13 protein-coding genes are annotated in these 16,962 nt (G+C 56.7%); 3 read left to right on the top strand and 10 right to left on the bottom strand.

Going from position 1 to position 16,962, the window contains the following annotated elements; translation table 11 throughout:
* Positions 1-33: 33 nt before the first annotated feature.
* From NB063_RS21760 to NB063_RS21745, 4 genes are all read right to left on the bottom strand, one after another.
* Positions 34-831, bottom strand: coding sequence for an inositol monophosphatase family protein (locus tag NB063_RS21760; protein ID WP_250930952.1), 798 nt, complete (start codon positions 829-831; stop codon positions 34-36).
* Between the two features lie 3 nt (positions 832-834).
* Complete coding sequence (locus NB063_RS21755; RefSeq protein ID WP_250930934.1) at positions 835-1,956, bottom strand: serine/threonine-protein kinase; 1,122 nt, start codon at positions 1,954-1,956, stop codon at positions 835-837.
* A 205-nt stretch (positions 1,957-2,161) separates the two neighbouring features.
* A complete protein-coding gene (locus NB063_RS21750; RefSeq protein WP_250931180.1) occupies positions 2,162-3,187 on the bottom strand; it encodes an RluA family pseudouridine synthase in 1,026 nt (341 codons plus the stop codon).
* Positions 3,188-3,243: 56 nt separating this feature from the next.
* The gene (locus tag NB063_RS21745) at positions 3,244-4,215 is read right to left on the bottom strand and encodes a YfgM family protein (RefSeq protein ID WP_250930932.1); all 972 of its coding nucleotides are present in this window, start codon (positions 4,213-4,215) and stop codon (positions 3,244-3,246) included.
* Between the two features lie 454 nt (positions 4,216-4,669).
* Here NB063_RS21745 and NB063_RS21740 point away from each other — a divergent pair, with 454 nt between their 5' ends.
* Complete coding sequence (locus NB063_RS21740; RefSeq protein WP_250930931.1) at positions 4,670-5,140, top strand: response regulator; 471 nt, start codon at positions 4,670-4,672, stop codon at positions 5,138-5,140.
* Positions 5,141-5,473: 333 nt separating this feature from the next.
* Complete coding sequence (locus tag NB063_RS21735; RefSeq protein WP_250930929.1) at positions 5,474-6,250, top strand: NRDE family protein; 777 nt, start codon at positions 5,474-5,476, stop codon at positions 6,248-6,250.
* Positions 6,251-6,414: 164 nt separating this feature from the next.
* On the opposite strand, the gene NB063_RS21730 is transcribed toward NB063_RS21735, so the two are convergent.
* From NB063_RS21730 to pheA, 6 genes are all read right to left on the bottom strand, one after another.
* Positions 6,415-7,845 carry an oxidoreductase gene (locus NB063_RS21730; RefSeq protein WP_250930927.1) on the bottom strand — a complete coding sequence of 477 codons (1,431 nt, stop codon included), beginning with the start codon at positions 7,843-7,845 and terminating at the stop codon, positions 6,415-6,417.
* 208 nt (positions 7,846-8,053) lie between these two features.
* On the bottom strand, positions 8,054-9,508 hold the full coding sequence (gene hemG, locus NB063_RS21725) for a protoporphyrinogen oxidase (protein WP_250930925.1): 1,455 nt from the start codon (positions 9,506-9,508) through the stop codon (positions 8,054-8,056).
* Positions 9,493-10,701, bottom strand: a complete 1,209-nt coding sequence (locus tag NB063_RS21720; RefSeq protein WP_250930923.1) for a TIGR04053 family radical SAM/SPASM domain-containing protein — start codon at positions 10,699-10,701, stop codon at positions 9,493-9,495. Before NB063_RS21720 ends, hemG begins: the two co-directional genes overlap by 16 nt.
* A gap of 370 nt (positions 10,702-11,071) precedes the next feature.
* Positions 11,072-12,511, bottom strand: a complete 1,440-nt coding sequence (lpdA, locus tag NB063_RS21715; RefSeq protein ID WP_261367509.1) for a dihydrolipoyl dehydrogenase — start codon at positions 12,509-12,511, stop codon at positions 11,072-11,074.
* A 23-nt stretch (positions 12,512-12,534) separates the two neighbouring features.
* A complete protein-coding gene (gene rpsD / locus NB063_RS21710; RefSeq protein WP_250930921.1) occupies positions 12,535-13,143 on the bottom strand; it encodes a 30S ribosomal protein S4 in 609 nt (202 codons plus the stop codon).
* Positions 13,144-13,320: 177 nt separating this feature from the next.
* Entirely contained in the window at positions 13,321-14,382 is a 1,062-nt protein-coding gene (gene pheA, locus NB063_RS21705; protein WP_250930919.1) for a prephenate dehydratase, read from the bottom strand.
* Between the two features lie 464 nt (positions 14,383-14,846).
* Between pheA and dnaK the strand changes: the two genes are divergently transcribed.
* Positions 14,847-16,778 carry a molecular chaperone DnaK gene (gene dnaK, locus NB063_RS21700; protein WP_250930918.1) on the top strand — a complete coding sequence of 644 codons (1,932 nt, stop codon included), beginning with the start codon at positions 14,847-14,849 and terminating at the stop codon, positions 16,776-16,778.
* Positions 16,779-16,962: the final 184 nt, after the last annotated feature.

Here is a 16,962-nt window from a genome sequence, read left to right as displayed (position 1 = left end):
CGCGCCCGACGGCGGACATCTTCGTTCGGTGAACTAAACGCTCAGTTGCTCGATCAAGGCCGAATGCAGTTCGGGAGTGGCGGCGACACAAAACTTGGGCAGCCAATCGTCGAATTCGTGGCCATCGTAGCCGGTCAGAACCGCGCCGGCTTCGCGAGCGATTACGGTTCCCGCGGCGGAATCCCACGCCGCGACGTTGGTGGCCCAGTAGGCGTCGAGACGGCCATCGGCGACATAGCACATGTTCAATGCACAAGAACCCAGACGTCGCAACGAGCGGCAACGTTCGAGCACCCGGGCGAACCGTCCGACTTCGGGCGAATCGGCCGTGACACCCGCACGGAAACTACATGCCACGAGACTTTGGCTGAGATCCGTCGCGTCGCTCGACTTCATCGGACGGTCGTTACAACGGGCGCCTTGTCCGTCGATTGCAGTGAACCACTCTTCGCTGGTCGGATCATAAATGACGCCGAGACGCATCTTACCTCGCGCGTACAGCGCGATCGAAACTGCAAATCCGCCCAGGCGGTGAACGTAGTTGACGGTGCCATCGAGCGGATCAACGACCCAGCAGGGAGGTGCATCCTCGTCGCCCGCCCGAACCGATGCCAACGGTTCGGTTTCGCCTTCTTCTTCGCCGACAAAGGCGTAGTCGGGATAGCCCGTTTCGAGAATTCCGCGGATCGCAGCCTGAGCAGCCAAGTCGGCGTCCGTGACGAGATCCTTAGGCGCTTTTTCGCTGACGACCCGATTCGCATACCGGGCCATCAATTCACGTGCGCCCGCACGGGCAGCTTCGACAGCAACGTGCAGGTGATCGTTATCCATGAATCAGTCGTTCTCAAGGTGTCGTAGTTCTTCGAGCCAATGACGGATGTCATTGTCGTACTCGGTCGACATGTTACTGAGAGTTAACTGACGATGGAACGCCGCAGCGCCTCCTTGCTCGACGTGCTCCGCCTCTTCGGCACTGACAAACCGTCGTGTCGGATCTGGAGCGATCAAACCGCGAAGAAAATTCATCAACAATTGATTACGCAGCACCTCTTCGGGCAGAATCTTATCGAGGTTTTTCGGCAATTCCCATTTCGCTTTGAGGAAGTCCGCCAAGCTCGTCATGCCCGAGCACGGGTTCACGCCGGCAAGTAACTCGATGAGCACGTACCCCAGACTCGCCAGGTCGCTGCGTGGCGTCGCCGGCCGGTTCTCAAGCACCTCAGGCGCTGCGTAGATCGGTGTGCACTCCCGGTCGGTCGGGGGATTGCGATAATCGATCGAGGATCCCATGTCGATCAATTTCGCATGCCCGCTGCGTTTGAGCATGATGTTCGCGGGTTTGACGTCGCCATGCACGATGCCCTCACGGTGCAGCGCAGCCAAAGCGGCCAAACATTCACGCACGATCGCGACGGCGACGCCGGCCTTGAATCGTGACTGCTCGACGCCCTCGGTCATGATCACATCGTTGATGTACCGCCATCGCTTGGGGTGCACGTAATCGCGGAGCAATTCGAGGCATTGTGGCATCACCAATTGCCGCAAATCGTAGCCGTCGATCCACTCCATCAACATCACTCGGATGCGATCTCGTTCGAAGAAGTTCTGCACGTCGAGCAGGTTATCGTGCTGGATCATCGCCACACGCGCCGCGATCGACGCCACCCGGTGCATCGCCTCGTCATACGCGCGAGCGTCTTTGAATCGCTCGGGCGAAAAGATTTTCATCGCAACGGGAACGGTAAAACTATCCGTGCCCCGATATTCGGTGAGGTAGACCTCACCCTGACCGCCGCGGCCGAGCATCCGCAACAAACGATAATGCCCCGTCCACGAAACCTTTCGGTCTCGGGTCAGTTCATCGTAGCGGTTAACGAGCTTGGGGTCGCTCGTTTGCGACTGAGCACCGAGGTAGGTGATCGTCGGAGTCGGTTCGTATCGCGTTGTCGCTGGCATGGTAATTTGGCCGATTGTGGCGGCTTCCCTGACACCTTAATTCGACACGCGACCGGACACATGCCCACGGATGAGCTTGGCCGATCACGTATGCTGGGGGGAAGATTGCTAATATCCAACGCGTGACAACGAAACCAAATCCGCAGTCACTCCCCCAATTCTGTGAGCAGTATAGTCACACTTACCGTCAAAGACGAACCGACGTTCACCCCAACAATCTGACCACTCGCCCCATATCCGCTGGTAAGGGCGCCGTAAACGTCATTTCTTTTTGTGTCTGGGGATTCACCAGCGTCAGTTGGTGTGCATGAAGGGCCTGACGATCCAAAATCACTTCATCGCCCCCCCCACCAGTGGATCCCGCCGGCGTTTCTGCTTCCGCCAAAGCAGTGAGTGCCAGGCCGGAAGCCCTCGCTAGACCGGCCCGAGTGAGCACAGCGTGGCCCGCGTAGAGCCGGTCACAGAGTATCGGGCACCCGATGTGGGCCAAATGGACGCGAATTTGGTGGGTACGGCCGGTTTTGGGTGAGACTTTCACCTGCGTCACACGGCCATGCCGACTGATGACCTCATAAAAAGTGGACGCCGGTTTGCTGGTCTCGTGGTTTTCGCGAATCGCCTGTTTGTCCCTTTGATAAGGGTGTCGACCGATCGAAGCATTGATCCAGTCACGATCACGGTCGAGCCGCCCAGCGGTTAACGCCAGGTACGTCTTTTGGACTTGGCGGTCGTGCCACTGAGCCGACAAATGGAGGTGAACGGCGTTGTTCTTGGCCACCACAATCACGCCGCTGGTGTCGCGGTCGAGGCGATGCACAATCCCCGGACGCGCGGGACCGCCAACGTCCGAGAGCGATTGAAACCGAAACGCCAACGCGCTGGTCAACGTCCCCGTCCAATTACCCCGGGCCGGATGCACGACCATCCCAGCGGGCTTGTTGATGACCACCATGCCATCATCTTCATAGAGAATATCGAGCGGAATATTCTCGGCAACCGTTTCATCGCTGATCACAACGGGCAATCGAAAGCGAACGTTTTGCCCGGCCCGAACTTTGAAACTCGGGCGAACGATTCGGCCGTCAATTTCAGCACCGTCGTTTTGGACAGCCAAACGAATCTGCGAACGACTCAGTCCGTCACAAACCTGTGTTAGAAACAGGTCGATGCGTGATCCGTCGGCAGACTCGGGGACAACAAATGACCGGACCGCCTCTCCAGTATCTTCCAGCGGGTTACTGGGCAATTGGCCGTATTGCCCGTCATCAGCATCGTTAACAGGCGCGTTCAAGAATTTGACGGTGCGGATGAATCATCCGCATCGCTTTCCTCACCGCTAGCCGACTCGGGAGCCGATTCCTCTGCGGGCTCCTCGGTTTCCGATGCTTCCGACTCCGTCATCTCAGCGGTCTCCGCTGGAGTTTCTTCCGCCGGAGTTTCCTCGACCGATGTTTCCTCAGCGTCGGATTCCTCGGCGGGAGTCTCTTCCGTCGAAGCTTCTTCCTCCGTCATTTCAGCGGCGGGTTCGGCAGACTCTTCTTCGGTTTCACTCGTTTCCTCCGTTTCGATTTCGGGGAAATCAAGATCGGGGAGATCCGGCAGCATTTGGTCCGATGGCAAAGCAGGCGGCAGGCTTGGGTCCGCTGGGGAGAAGTCTTGTTCGCCGAACCATGCCAAGAATTCGGTTGCATTCGACTGTGAGAGGAGCTCGACCCGCTTTTTCGCTTCAGCGACCATCGCGTCGGACTCACCCGCGGCCATCACCGATTCGTAATATCCGATCGCTTCTTCGATCGCGCCCAGCGACTCGGAAATTCGGGCCAGACCGAGATTGGCACGTGAAAGGATCAATTTGTCCTTGCTCAGCGAGATCGCTTCCTTGTACGCCGAACTGGCCTCACCGAGCAATTCCTCGGCTTCGTCACGGCTGGTGAAAAGGGCGTTCAGCCCCGCGCCCATCTTCTGGCTGCCCTGGTACAGACGCGACCAGGCGGCCATCGGCGTGTTCGGATAACTTGCCGCCACCGTGGCCAAAATCTCGCTATCGCCCCGAATCGAGCCTTCGATCAGTTGGTAGGTGGCATCGCTGCGTTTTTCCGATTGGGTGCTGGAATAGAAGCCCCATCCGAGCAGTCCGATAAACCCAGCGGCCACGGCCACCGCAATCGGCTTGGAATAAGGATCGATCTTCTGATTGATCTTCTCGAGGGCGCTAGCTAGCTCGTTCTCCTGGAGTTCATGGCGTCGCTCGCTGTTCATGGGTGATCGGTCCAAGCCGTTAGAGAAAAATTCCGTTAATTCGGCGTTGGAATAACGCCATGAGTGGTGCGGGAGTATAGAAACGTCGCGAAGTAAGCGTCAAGGCAATCATAACGACCATAACGATTTGGCGTGTCGCAACCAATCTGCCGACCGCAATCCCTTCTGTTAACAGGATCAGTACCCCGGGAAGACGCAAACGCTCAGTATGTGCATCAATTTGTGTTGTATCTTTGAAATGCCCACTCGTTCGACTTCTCATCAACAACGCCGAAATCACTCACGGCATTCCCATGGTTGCAGCTCCCACCTCTCGATATACGAACCGCAGGCATCAACGTCGCTGCGGGACGATGATGACCGAGATCGTCGTGGCGCTCGTGATTTTGGGCGTACTCGCGACGATTGCGGCCCCGCAACTGTTCGGCGCCACCCCTCTTTGACTGAGAAACCCATGCCTCAAAACAATTCCCCCTCCGTCCTGATTGCCGAGGATGACCCGGTATTCCGGCGATTGATGCAGTTCACAATCGAACATTCGGGGTACCGTGTCTTCACCGCTGCCGATGGCGAACAAGCGTGGCAGCGGCTCCAGGAAGGCGACATCGAACTCCTGGTGACCGATCACCAGATGCCGCACTGCAGCGGCATTGAACTGCTGCACCGGATCCGAACCGCAGCGTCGGAAGGACGATCGCTCGTTTCCGCTTCGGTGCTCTGCACCGCAAAGGGATTCGAGCTCGATTGCGCTCAACTGCAGGGCGAATTCCAGCTGTTGGCGGTAATGGGCAAACCATTCAGCCCCAAACAGCTAACCCGCCTGATCGACGGCCATTTCGCTGCAGTGTCGGGCGCTGACGCTGAGATTACGCCCCCCGCCACTCACGCCTCGTGGGGAGTTTGGAACTCCACTGCAGCGGTCTGAACACCTCTAACGGGGATCCGAATCATCGAATTGATGCCCCCAAACGGCAAACTTCGCCACTTCTGGCAATAAAAGATCAACAAACCCCCCGCCAGGGGGTGTGGCGTCGATTCTCGCGTAGCTACATTGTGACTCACGTCAATCACACCAGGCTCTCCTTCGGGGGGTTCGATTTCGGTGGTGTTTTTCAGGGAATCACGGCTTTGATTCAAAGTCGCCCTGATTAGAGTCCAAAAACTCTCATCACTGATCCGATCGTCAATCTCTTGGGTGAGAGTGATTGCGTGCGTGAGACTGGAAATCACTGATCTTTGAAAGTTGGATGTCTCCCTGATGTGCTTGCTAGCTGTTCAGTACCGATTGGTCCCCGAAAGTCCTATTCTTGTCGCGGCCAACCGCGAGGAGTACGTCGATCGACCGAGTCAAACTCCGTCGATTCAATCGGGTAAACCTCGTGTTCTCTGTGGAATCGATCAAAAGGCCGGTGGCACTTGGTTGGGCGTCAATCAAAACGGTTTGTTTGTCGGCTTAACGAACCGTGCGACGGTGACTCCGCTTTTCGGCCAGCGTTCGCGGGGCCAACTCGCGATGGACCTGCTGCGATGCACCTCCGCTCGCCGGGCACTCGAAAAAGCCCACACCGAATTTGCCAAAAACCGGTATGAAGGCTGCAATATTATCATCGCTGACGCGAAAGCGGGATACGCCATCCACGCCGACGAACGCCAGGAAGTTGTGGAATTGCAAGAAGGCCTGAACATCATCGGGGCTCGCAACCTCAACGATCTCGACGATCCACGCGTCCAACTCGCCCGTCGATTGCTGACCCTTCAGACTCTCGATTCGCCGGTGAAATTCCTCGCCGTGGCCAGCAAAGTGTTCGCCCGCGCTCCCGTCGGCCCAGGCCGTCCGAGCATGGTCGTCCGCAACGGCGACTACGCGACCGTTTCCAGCACGCTGATCGCGCTAGGGGTGAAACCTCGCGATGCGATCTACCAGTTCAGCAACGGTGCACCGGATCGAAACAAGTACGAAGACTACTCGCCAATGCTGCGAGACATCCTCAGCCGCGGTTTGCGTGAAGCTCGCACCAAAGCGAAAGTTTCTTAGATCCGCCTGATCGCCATTCTCAAGAATGAACGATCAATCTGGGAAACCAACCATCCGCGTCAACAACAACGAAGTCGTGAAAACGCTTCGTTGTTTGGGTGGCTCTTACCGATCAGCTGCCTGCTAGATTGCTTGCTGACCCTTTTTGCAAAATTTGCCTTCGCTTATTTTTGCAGCCGTGCTTTGGCCGCCTTGAGCCATTCACGCTCTTCGCGATTCTTGTAGAACGGATCGAGCGGATAACAACCGCTGACGATCCCCTCGCGTGGCGCCGTCGTGCAATCACTAAACGTGCGGCACACCTTTTTTCGCTGCCAGTCCCGACCGGCGATCACGTCTGCAGGCAACTCGGGATAACTCAACACCATCCGCCCCAATCCGATCGAATCGGCCATCTGCTGTTCAATCACGGCTTGCCCGACGTTCGGCAGATAGTCTTGCAGGTACGTGTACCCCGATCCGATAAAAGTCATTTCCGGGTGCCGCTTCTTCAATTCCGCGACCGCTGCGATCTGCCGCGCAACCCCTCGCAACGGATCCTCGGGCGGTTGATACCCGTCACTGGGCGGAAAGAATGCGGGACGCTGGATGTGTGGGTTGTAATAGGGGCTGCCGGCCGTGGTGCAAACCATGCGAATTCCGATCTCCTTCATCAACGTGATTAAGCGTGACGGTTCGCTGAGATCCATCCCATCTCCCGTGGCATTTCCGCCGAATGTCTTCCGCGGCTCGCTATCGGGTTCCGCGATCCCGACCCGGTCTTCACCGGGGCAATAGGGAACGAAGTCAAACACGCTCAGTCGCACTCCAACATGCAGCCCGCTCGTGGCGCCGCGAATGCCCTCCACGATGTCTCGCAGGAATCTTGTTCGGTTCTCAAAGCTTCCGCCAAAGCGTCCTGGCCGATCCACACCGGCGAGCAACTCGTGTCCGAGATACCCATGGCAGTGTTTGACATCAACGAAAGTAAACCCAGCTCGTTCGGCAGCGACCGCGGCGGTGATAAAGTCGTCAATCAGTTGGCTCAACTCATCGTCCGAGAGAATCGCCGAATCATCTTCGACACCCACACGACGATCGAGAACGACGTTTCGCTGGACCACGCGAGGCTCTGGACGTTTCTTATCGTTCGGTTTTGCATATCGGCCGGAATGCGTGAGCTGCAAACCGACCATAAGATCATTGGTGTCCCCAAAATGATCAGCGTGCGTGTTGACGAGCTCATCTCGCAGCGAAGCGATCTCGCCCAGGTTCGCCTCATTGATCAGCAGTTGATTCGGGTTGGCACGACCATCGTGCCGCACCGCGACCGCCTCACCGCCCCAGATCAACTTTGCACCGCTGAGCCCAAAGTTCTGCCATCGCCGCCGCGTCAGGTCAGTCGGTTTGCCCTCGGTTGTGCCGTCCCAACCCTCCATCGGCAAAATGCAAAACCGGTTTCCGATGGACTGACCATGTACCTCAATCGAAGAGCCCAAAGGAGATTGCGGACCAGTGCCGACCTCTTCGGCGAACGGTAATTCGATCGATGAATCCGAAAGATGCCGCCGGAATGATTCGCCGTTCTTCAAACTTGCAACGCGCGGGTAGCTCATGGTCAGTCTTTACGAAAAGGGAGAAAAGAGGGCGCAACGAAAAGGGCTCGAACATACCTTACCGCGCACCGTCCCTAAAGTGACCCTAGTCCATCGAAAACCAAGCCAGACACGTGCCCGATGAGCACATCATCGAAGCAGCAGATTGCTTCCCGACGCGCAGTGGCACCGACACTCAAAATGATCGCCACCGCGTTTCAACGACGCCTCAGCAAGCGCTTAACTCGTTGAGTTGCGATCGCGACGGGTCTGCGGCACCGAGTTCGTCGACAACACGACGAGCTGCTTTCTGGCCGCTGTCAATGCAGCCTGGGACCCCGACGCCGTTGAGTGCATTGCCGGCCAGGGCAAGCGTAGGATGGCTCTGCAGACGCTGCTCGATCCGTTCAACGCGTGCCCGGTGACCAACGTGGTATTGTGGCATCGCATGCTTCTGACGCGTGATGTGCTGCATCAGCGGCTCACCCGAAATGTCAAGCAACTTCGCAACTTCCCACTGGGCCAACTCGAGCAGTTCCTTGTCTGGCAATCGCAACAATCCACCTTGGCAAGCACCGCCGATAAAGACACGCATTAACACGGTACCCTCGGGTGCTCGCCCTTCGTACTTCTCACTTGAGAAACTACACGACAGGATGAGATGATCTTCAATCTGTGGCACAACAAACCCGAACGATCCGAGCGGGTGTCCAATCTGGTCTCGTCGAAAAGCGAGCGACACGACCGCGCAACTTGCGTACTCGATTCCGCCCAACTCGTCGGAAACTTGAGCATCAACGCTCGATAGGATGCTTGCGGCATGCGCGGCCGGCGCCGCAACAATCACGGCGTCGGCATCGATCGACGGACACGATGGATCGCCTATACGGATCTTCCACCCTCGAGCACGACGGTGGATCGATCCGACCGCAGTATTCACGTGTACCGATCCCTCCGGCAAACTGTCGCGCAACGCGTCGATCAATTTCGACATACCGCCACGCAGCGTCATGAATTGACTGTACCGCGCCCCGCCTGCCTTTTCAGATCGTTTGCCGCTCGCCTTTCGCCCTGCGAGCATACCGCGGATCAGACTACCGTGCTCGCGTTCCATATCCAAGAATCGCGGCATCGTCGCCGCCACGCTGAGACGGTTCGGATCAGCCGTATAGATCCCGCCCACGAGCGGTTGGACAAGTCGATCGAACAGTTCTTTGCCAAATCGTCGACACACAAAGGACTTCAACGATTCATCGTCGTCACCGGACTTTCGTGGCACAAACACTTCTAAACCTGAACGCAGCTTGCCCCAAGGACTTAGAATCCGCGTCGAAAGCAACGGCCAAATTCGCGAAGGAGCCATCACCATGAATCCCGACGGAATCGGCTCAAGCCGACCATGTGACAAAACATCGGCGCCGCGACCGTTGGGGTTGGTGCCGATCAGATCGTCGCCCAATCCAAGATCCTGACATAGCTCGATCCCGCCTGGGATCGACGTGATGAAATTATCTGCAGCTCCTTCGATCAAAAAACCGTCCTTGCGAATCGTTTGGATCACCCCGCCGACTCGAGGCCCCGCTTCGAACAACTGCACGTCCAACGAAGGGTCCAACTTGATCACTTGATGAGCAGCGGCGAGACCAGATACACCGCCACCAATGATCGCTACACGACGTCGCATTTCTGTGCTCCTTGAGCGGGTTTGGGTAGGTAACTGCAATCCGGTTCGGCCGCGAACATGTTGCCCGTGACTGCGTAAGCACGCGCACGAGAGCCTCCACAAATTTGCCGAAACTCGCACTGGCCGCACTTACCTTCGAGACGTTCTGAATCGCGTAACGACCGAAACACATTCGACTTTTGATAGACATCCACAACGTTCTGGGCGGGAAACGTCCCACAAACCACGGGTAGAAAACCGGCCGGGTAAACAACACCCGTATGACTGACGAACATCACGCCTTTTCCGTCGTTGATCCCTGCGGTAATGAAGGGTGGTGGCGAGGCAGCGTTCTTCGTTTTCGCCGAGGCGTCCACTGCATCGCGTCGATGTTGGATCATGTAGCGACGATAGTGCATCGCCTCGGTGGTTTTGACCAAGTACGGCTGTTTTCGAGATTGTGCAAACAATCGCTCAAACGCCTTTTCACATTCCTCGGCGTTGAGCCTTGATGATTCTTCCGCTCGACCAACGGGGATCAAAAAGAACGATGACCACATCGCGATGCCATACTGAGCAAACAGATCACCCATCGCTTCGATTTGATGAACGTTGTTCGGCATCAGAGTTGTGTTCACTTGCGTCGGCACGCCGAGCTCTCTTGCGTCTTGGAGAATCTCCAAACAACGGGCAAAGCTCCCGACGACTCCGCGATGACGGTCGTGGGTTTCCGCGTCGGCTCCATCAATACTCACCGCCATTCGAGAGATACCGGCGTCACGTAATCGAGCGATCGCTTCGCGTGTGACCAGCGGCGTCGAAGAAGGCGTGATCGAAACCGCGAGCCCCTCACCGACCGCGTACTCGACCAATTCAAATAAATCAGCTCGCTTAAACGGATCACCACCGGTAAGCACCAACATCGGTGGCTCGGGAAACTCAGCGAGCTGGCTGATCATTCGTTTGGATTCAGCCGTGTTGAGCTCCGCCGGATCACGTCTCGGCTGAGCACACGCGCGGCAGTGAAGACACACTAAATCGCAGGCCCGCGTCAACTCATAGAACACCAGCATCGGGCTATGATCGAACGACTTGCGAGTCCGCCGAGCCATCGCCGTCGCACCCCCGGGTGCACCGGGGCCGCCAGCGGATCGCACCGAATCCGCGGGAGAAAGCCCAAAGGTTTCACGGTTGGCTCGAGCGATCATATCCATTCACCTGCAGTATCAAAAAATGAAGCTCAGGCGGTGGATATCAGTCGCAACGATTCGCTAACACGGGGTATCACAATCCACCACCGACAGCCCAATTGTATCGAAACGTGCACTGCTGAGTATAGAATGTTTTCCCCGGAAAACGCCGTGTCAGATTGTCACGGCCGGGGAATTGGCGGCATCAACAGGAACATCCCGCAGGACCATCAGACGAGCCGAGTAGAAGAGAAATTCAATCACACCCAAACGTGTTTCTCGAATTCAGATCGGCACTGTGACGAAGCGACGTCGCACGATTTCTAAGAAACGGCGACCGCCCGTGCTCTTTCAAACATGCGATCGCCTGAGACGCGAAAAGTCAGCGGCAAACTTAAGCCGATGCGGCTTTCTTCTTCGGCTTGAAGATTTCGGTTGCCGTTCCGAAGTAAACTTCGCCGGCATTCATCAGCGTTTCGCTCAGCGTCGGGTGCGGGTGAACCGACTCGGTGATATCGGTGACTTCACAACCCATTTCGATCGCGAGCACGGCTTCGGCGATCAACTCGCCGGCGCCGGTTCCGACGATACCACAGCCAACAACACGGTTGGTTTCCGGATCAACCAACCACTTGGTCAAACCGTTCGTCAGGTTCAGGGCTTGAGCACGACCGCTCGCCGCCCAAGGATAAACCTCGACGGTGACTTTGCGTCCCTCGCGTTTGGCTTCTTCCTCGGTGATCCCAGCCCAGGCGATCTCAGGATCGGTAAAGACAACCGCGGGAATCGCAATTTTGTCGAACGAAACCTTCTTGCCTGCGATCACTTCGGCAGCCACGCGACCTTCGTGAGTCGCCTTGTGAGCGAGCATCGGATCGCCGGCAACGTCGCCGATCGCGAAAATACTCGGGTCCGCAGTTCGTTGTTGATTATCACACTCGACAAAACCGCGGGAGTTTACAACAACTTTGGTATTTTCGAGTCCGAGTCCGCGGGTCACGGGGCGACGCCCGACACTGACCAAAACACGATCGAACCGTTCGTGGCCGAATTTGTTCGGGCCTTCGAAAGTAACTTCGATTTGATCATCAACTTCGCAGACTGAGCCGACCTTGGTGTTCAGATAAACCCGACCACCGCACATGGTGTCGACGCGTTTCGCCAAAGGTTTGACCAAATCACGGTCGGCACCGGGCAACAAACCTTCGGCCAGCTCGACAACGCTGACTTTCGAACCGAGGTTCGCGTACACGGTTCCCATCTCGAGACCGATGTAACCGCCACCGATGACGAGCAAGGTTTCGGGAATATCCGCGAGATTAAGGGCACCGGTGCTGTCCATCAATCGATCGCTGCCGATATCGAAACTCGGCGGCATCGCCGGGACGCTGCCCGTCGCCAAAACGCAATGATCAAACGTGAGCTTGCCATCCTCAGGGATCGAATCGTGATCGCCTTCGAGCTTAAGTTCGTTGGAACCGACGAACGAACCACGAGCTTGAATGATTTTCACACCGCGGCGTTTGGCGAGATTCGCCAAACCACCTGTCAGATTCGAAATCACCTTCTCTTTCCGCGCACGCACCGTATCAACATTGATCTTGGGTGCGCCTTCGTATTCGATTCCCCAATCCTTTTTCAGCTCTTCGACTTCACTGATCACCTTCGCGACGTGCAACAACGCCTTGGAAGGGATGCAACCACGCAACAGACACGTGCCGCCCAATCGGGGCTCGGCCTCGACGATAGTGACTTCAAGGCCTTCATCAGCCGCGAGAAACGCAGCCGCATAACCACCGGGGCCACCACCGAGAACAACAACAGAACTGTGCATGGTCAAATCAATCAGCAGACGAGTTAGCGTGACAGGAATTCGACGACGCTGTTAGCGTCGACAGGGAGACTGATATCGACGGGGCCGGGCAGGCTCAAAACGGTCGCACGCAATCCTTCGCTGTCGAACGAAACCCAATCCAATCCGTCTGGTGGCGAGTTGGCGATCACACCGCGATAGAGATTCTTCAAGTTCTCACGACCACGGACTTCGATAATGTCGCCCGCCCGCAACAAATAACCGGGCTTGGTAACTTTCACGCCGTTGACACAGAAGTGACCGTGACCGATGCCCTGACGGGCTTGGGGGCGAGTTTTGGTAAAGCCGACGCGGCGAACCACGTTGTCCAATCGGCTCTCGCACATCAGGAGCAACAATTCACCGGTGTTACCCGATTTGCGTCCCACGTTATCGAAGTAACGACGAAGCTGGCGTTCGCCCAACCCGTAATAGTGTTTGATCTTTTGCTTTTCCATCAAAGCCAGACCGTAGTTACTCGGCCGGCGGCCCCGAACATGCATCCCCGGAGGCGTGTTGCGGCGGTCGAGGGCGCGGGTAGCACCTGCGGTTTCATAGAGCAGGGTGCCTAAACGACGGTTAATACGGGCTTTCGGGCCGGTGTAACGTGCCATGGTTTCTCGTTTTAGAGGATGAAAGTGGGCGGCGGGATCCGAAGGGCAGGGGCAGACAATTCGCCCCAGACGTTCTCGCCTGGATTCGGGAATGTTTTAGAAAAAGCGAGCTCTTTCGAAAATTCGAGCGGGGATTGTGAATGGGCCACCCGGAATTTTCAAGGGGAAAGACCCGCTCTAGACCTTTCTTCCCACCGGATAACTTCCCAGAACAGCCACCCGTTGCGTTTGCTGACGCAGTGTGGCGATCACGCCGGCAACCGCAGGATCGGTTTGATGCCCCGGAAATTCGACGATGAAAAAGTACTCATTCGGTCGTCCCGGCTGCGGAAATGACTCAATCCAGGTCAAATTCAGCTCGCAATCTCGAAAGATCCCCATCACGTCGGCCAATGCTCCCGGTCGGTGCTCCACCTCAAAAAGCAACGTCGTTTTGTCGTCGCCGGTCGGATCTGGCTCGCCCGAGCCGAGGACCGCGAATCGTGTAACGTTGTTGCGATTGTCTTCGATCGACGCCTGAACCACCTCCAGCCCATACCGCCTACCCGCAGCGAGACTGGCGACCGCCGCGATCCCCGGGGTCGTTGACGCCGCCTCCGCCGCCGCCGCGGTCGAGGCCGTTTCGACCAACTGAACCCCCGGCAAATGCGCCGCGAGCCAACCACGACACTGTGACAACGCCTGGGGTTTACTGTGGACCTGGGTGATTTTGTCACGCTCGCTGTGCGAAAGCAGGTTGTGGTGAATCGCTAGGAGCAGCTCACCAATAATATTGACTTCGCTATCAGCCAACTTCCCGAGCGTGTCCACGATGCGACCATCGGTACTGTTTTCGATCGGGACAATCCCATACTGACAATCGCCGCGTTCGACCGCGTCAAACACCGCACCAATGCTCGACACCGGTGACAGATCCAATCCTTCACCGAAATACGACATTGCCGCGAGATGGCTATAGCTGTCCACCGGCCCCAAAAACGCAACCTGCTCCGGCCGCGACGCCTGGTAACAGGCCGAGACGATATGCCTCAAAATCGACTTCTGAGCCGCCTCGGGCAAACACCCGTCCCGCGTTTGGACGTCAGATTCCGCCTGCAATAGGGCCGCCGCCAAATTCGCTCTCTTTTCTGTTCGACCCAGCTCGTCAGCCACGAGTTGTTGCCGCCGATTGACCAATCGCAGAATTTCACGGTCAATTTCCGAAAGGGATTCGCTCGGTTGTGAACTCGGTTCATTCATGGCAAGGGTCATCCTCTGTCGTCATCGTTGCAGGTCGGAGCACAAGTCGTTTGTTTCGTCTTTATCGTTACAGACCGATCATTTCGCAGCTTCGAGTGGATCCAACCCTACTGCAAAAAGAGATGTTGCCACTGCCAAAACTGCCGAATTGACACGTCAGCCACATGGCCGGCGCGCGCGTTTTTCGCCGGCTGCCAGTTTGTTCCGGCAAAGTTTTCCAGCGACGCGTTCAACGCAAAACACGCAGAAAAACACGACGTTTTATCGATCTTGCCGTTTTGACGCGAGCCGAAAAACACGCTCTGGCACAGTTCTTGCCTTTCACTACTCGCGTTGAAAAAGTCTGACATCCTCATCAACCAGCCGTCCCCTATCAATCGGGCAAGCTGAAAACCAAATAAACAACACCCTAATCACTACAAAAAACGCCCTGTAACGGGGCCACACCCAGCGGAGAAATCATCATGGCACAAGGCGAAAGAATCATCGGCATCGACCTCGGGACCACGAACAGTGTGGTCGCGATTATGGAAGGTAGCGAACCGAAGGTCATCCCAAACCCCGAAGGCAACCGCCTCACCCCGAGCGTCGTCGCTTTCACGGACAAGCAAGAAACCATCGTCGGCGAACCAGCCCGTCGTCAAGCCGTCACCAACCCGAAGCGAACCGTGTACTCGGCCAAACGCTTCATGGGCCGTCGGCACAACGAAGTCGAGTCCGAAGAAAAGATGGTCCCCTATGGCATCACCGGTGGCCCCGGCGACTACGTCAAGATCCAAGTCGGTGACAGCGAATACACACCACAAGAAATCTCGGCCAAGGTGCTTCGCAAACTCAAAGAGTCCGCTGAAGCCTACCTCGGCCACAAGGTCAACAAGGCCGTCATCACCGTCCCGGCTTACTTCAACGACGCTCAACGTCAAGCAACCAAAGACGCCGGCCAAATCGCGGGCCTCGAAGTCGCTCGGATCATCAACGAACCGACCGCGGCGGCACTCGCCTACGGCCTCGACAAGAAGAAAGATGAAAGCATCATCGTCTTCGACCTCGGTGGTGGTACGTTCGACGTTTCCGTTCTCGAAGTGGCCGACAGTGGTGATGAAGACCAAGAAAGCCGCGTCTTCCAAGTTGTCTCGACCTCGGGTGACACACACCTCGGTGGTGACGACTTCGACGAAGCATTGATCCACTACGTTGCCGACGAGTTCAAGAAAGAAAACGGCATCGACCTGCGTAATGACGCGATGGCACTGCAACGGCTCCAAGAAGCCTGCGAAAAGGCCAAGAAAGAACTCAGCACATTGCCCGAAACGGATATCAACCTGCCGTTCATCACGATGGACGCATCGGGTCCAAAACACTTGACCATGAAGATCTCGCGTTCGAAGTTCGAAGAGTTGATCGACAAACTGGTCGAGCGTTGCCGTGGCCCCGTGCTTCAAGCACTCAAGGACGCAGGCATGAGCCCGAGCGACATTGACGAAATCGTTCTCGTCGGTGGTAGCACCCGTGTTCCTAAAGTTCGCCAAACGGTCAAAGACATCTTCGGTAAAGAGCCTCACCAAGGCGTCAACCCCGACGAAGTTGTTGCGATCGGTGCTGCGATCCAAGGTAGTGTTCTGGCCGGCGACCGGACCGACGTGCTCTTGCTCGACGTCACGCCGCTGACCCTCGGTATCGAAACCGAAGGCGGTGTCATGACGGCTCTGGTCGAACGCAACACCACTGTTCCCGCTGAAAAGAAAAACGTGTTCAGTACTGCGGCCGACAACCAAACCGCCGTTACCGTTCGCGTGTTCCAAGGTGAACGCAAGATGGCTAACGCCAACCGCTTGCTCGCCGAGTTCAATCTTGACGGTATTCCGCCAGCTCCTCGAGGTGTCCCGCAAATCGAAGTCAAATTCGACATCGATCAAAACGGCATCCTCAGCGTCTCGGCGAAAGAGCTCAAGACAGGAAAAGAAGCCCATGTCGAGATCAAAGACAGCGGTGCGTTGTCCGATGACGATATCGAACAAATGCGCAAAGACGCCGAGGCGAATGCCGATGAGGACAAACGACAGTTTGAACTCGTCGAAGCACGCAACAAGGCGAGCCAACAGGTTTACCAACTTGAAAAGCTCATGTCAGAGAACTCCGACAAGCTCACCGATGCCGACAAGGCACCGATGAACGCCGCGATTGAGAAAGTCAAGAAAGCCGCCGAAGGCGACGACTTGGCCGCGATCAAGACGGCTTCCGATGAACTCGACGCCGCGTCGCAAGCGTTCAGCAAGGTCCTCTATGAAAAGACCGATGCTGCCGAGAAAGCCGGTGACGGTGCCGCCGCGGGCGCTGCCGCATCCGGTGGCGACGACGATGACGCCATCGACGCTGAATTCGAAGTCAAGGAATAAGAATCTCGCCCTCTAGGCGTTAATCCTTTCAGGCGAGTCTTGTGATGCCAGCTTTGGCATCACAAGTGCTCGCCTTTTTTTTAGAACTGAGCCGCACACTGTTTACCACTCTGCACTCACAGGAAACCAACCAAACGGCTCCCCGCGATTAGCAACCCTCCCCACCGCACGACGCATAAGAGCA

This window comes from Aporhodopirellula aestuarii, from assembly GCF_023701485.1.
Classification (GTDB): domain Bacteria; phylum Planctomycetota; class Planctomycetia; order Pirellulales; family Pirellulaceae; genus Rhodopirellula; species Rhodopirellula aestuarii.
Note: the sequence above shows the minus strand (reverse complement) of the source record. Positions and strands in the feature narration are given on the sequence as shown.

Coding starts and splice junctions, on each gene's coding strand:
- NB063_RS21760 (WP_250930952.1), bottom strand. CDS start 831: ATGGATAACGATCACCTGCACGTTGCTGTCGAAGCTGCCCGTGCGGGC.
- NB063_RS21755 (WP_250930934.1), bottom strand. CDS start 1,956: ATGCCAGCGACAACGCGATACGAACCGACTCCGACGATCACCTACCTC.
- NB063_RS21745 (WP_250930932.1), bottom strand. CDS start 4,215: ATGAACAGCGAGCGACGCCATGAACTCCAGGAGAACGAGCTAGCTAGC.
- NB063_RS21740 (WP_250930931.1), top strand. CDS start 4,670: ATGCCTCAAAACAATTCCCCCTCCGTCCTGATTGCCGAGGATGACCCG.
- NB063_RS21735 (WP_250930929.1), top strand. CDS start 5,474: ATGTGCTTGCTAGCTGTTCAGTACCGATTGGTCCCCGAAAGTCCTATT.
- NB063_RS21730 (WP_250930927.1), bottom strand. CDS start 7,845: ATGAGCTACCCGCGCGTTGCAAGTTTGAAGAACGGCGAATCATTCCGG.
- hemG (WP_250930925.1), bottom strand. CDS start 9,508: ATGCGACGTCGTGTAGCGATCATTGGTGGCGGTGTATCTGGTCTCGCC.
- NB063_RS21720 (WP_250930923.1), bottom strand. CDS start 10,701: ATGGATATGATCGCTCGAGCCAACCGTGAAACCTTTGGGCTTTCTCCC.
- lpdA (WP_261367509.1), bottom strand. CDS start 12,511: ATGCACAGTTCTGTTGTTGTTCTCGGTGGTGGCCCCGGTGGTTATGCG.
- rpsD (WP_250930921.1), bottom strand. CDS start 13,143: ATGGCACGTTACACCGGCCCGAAAGCCCGTATTAACCGTCGTTTAGGC.
- pheA (WP_250930919.1), bottom strand. CDS start 14,382: ATGAATGAACCGAGTTCACAACCGAGCGAATCCCTTTCGGAAATTGAC.
- dnaK (WP_250930918.1), top strand. CDS start 14,847: ATGGCACAAGGCGAAAGAATCATCGGCATCGACCTCGGGACCACGAAC.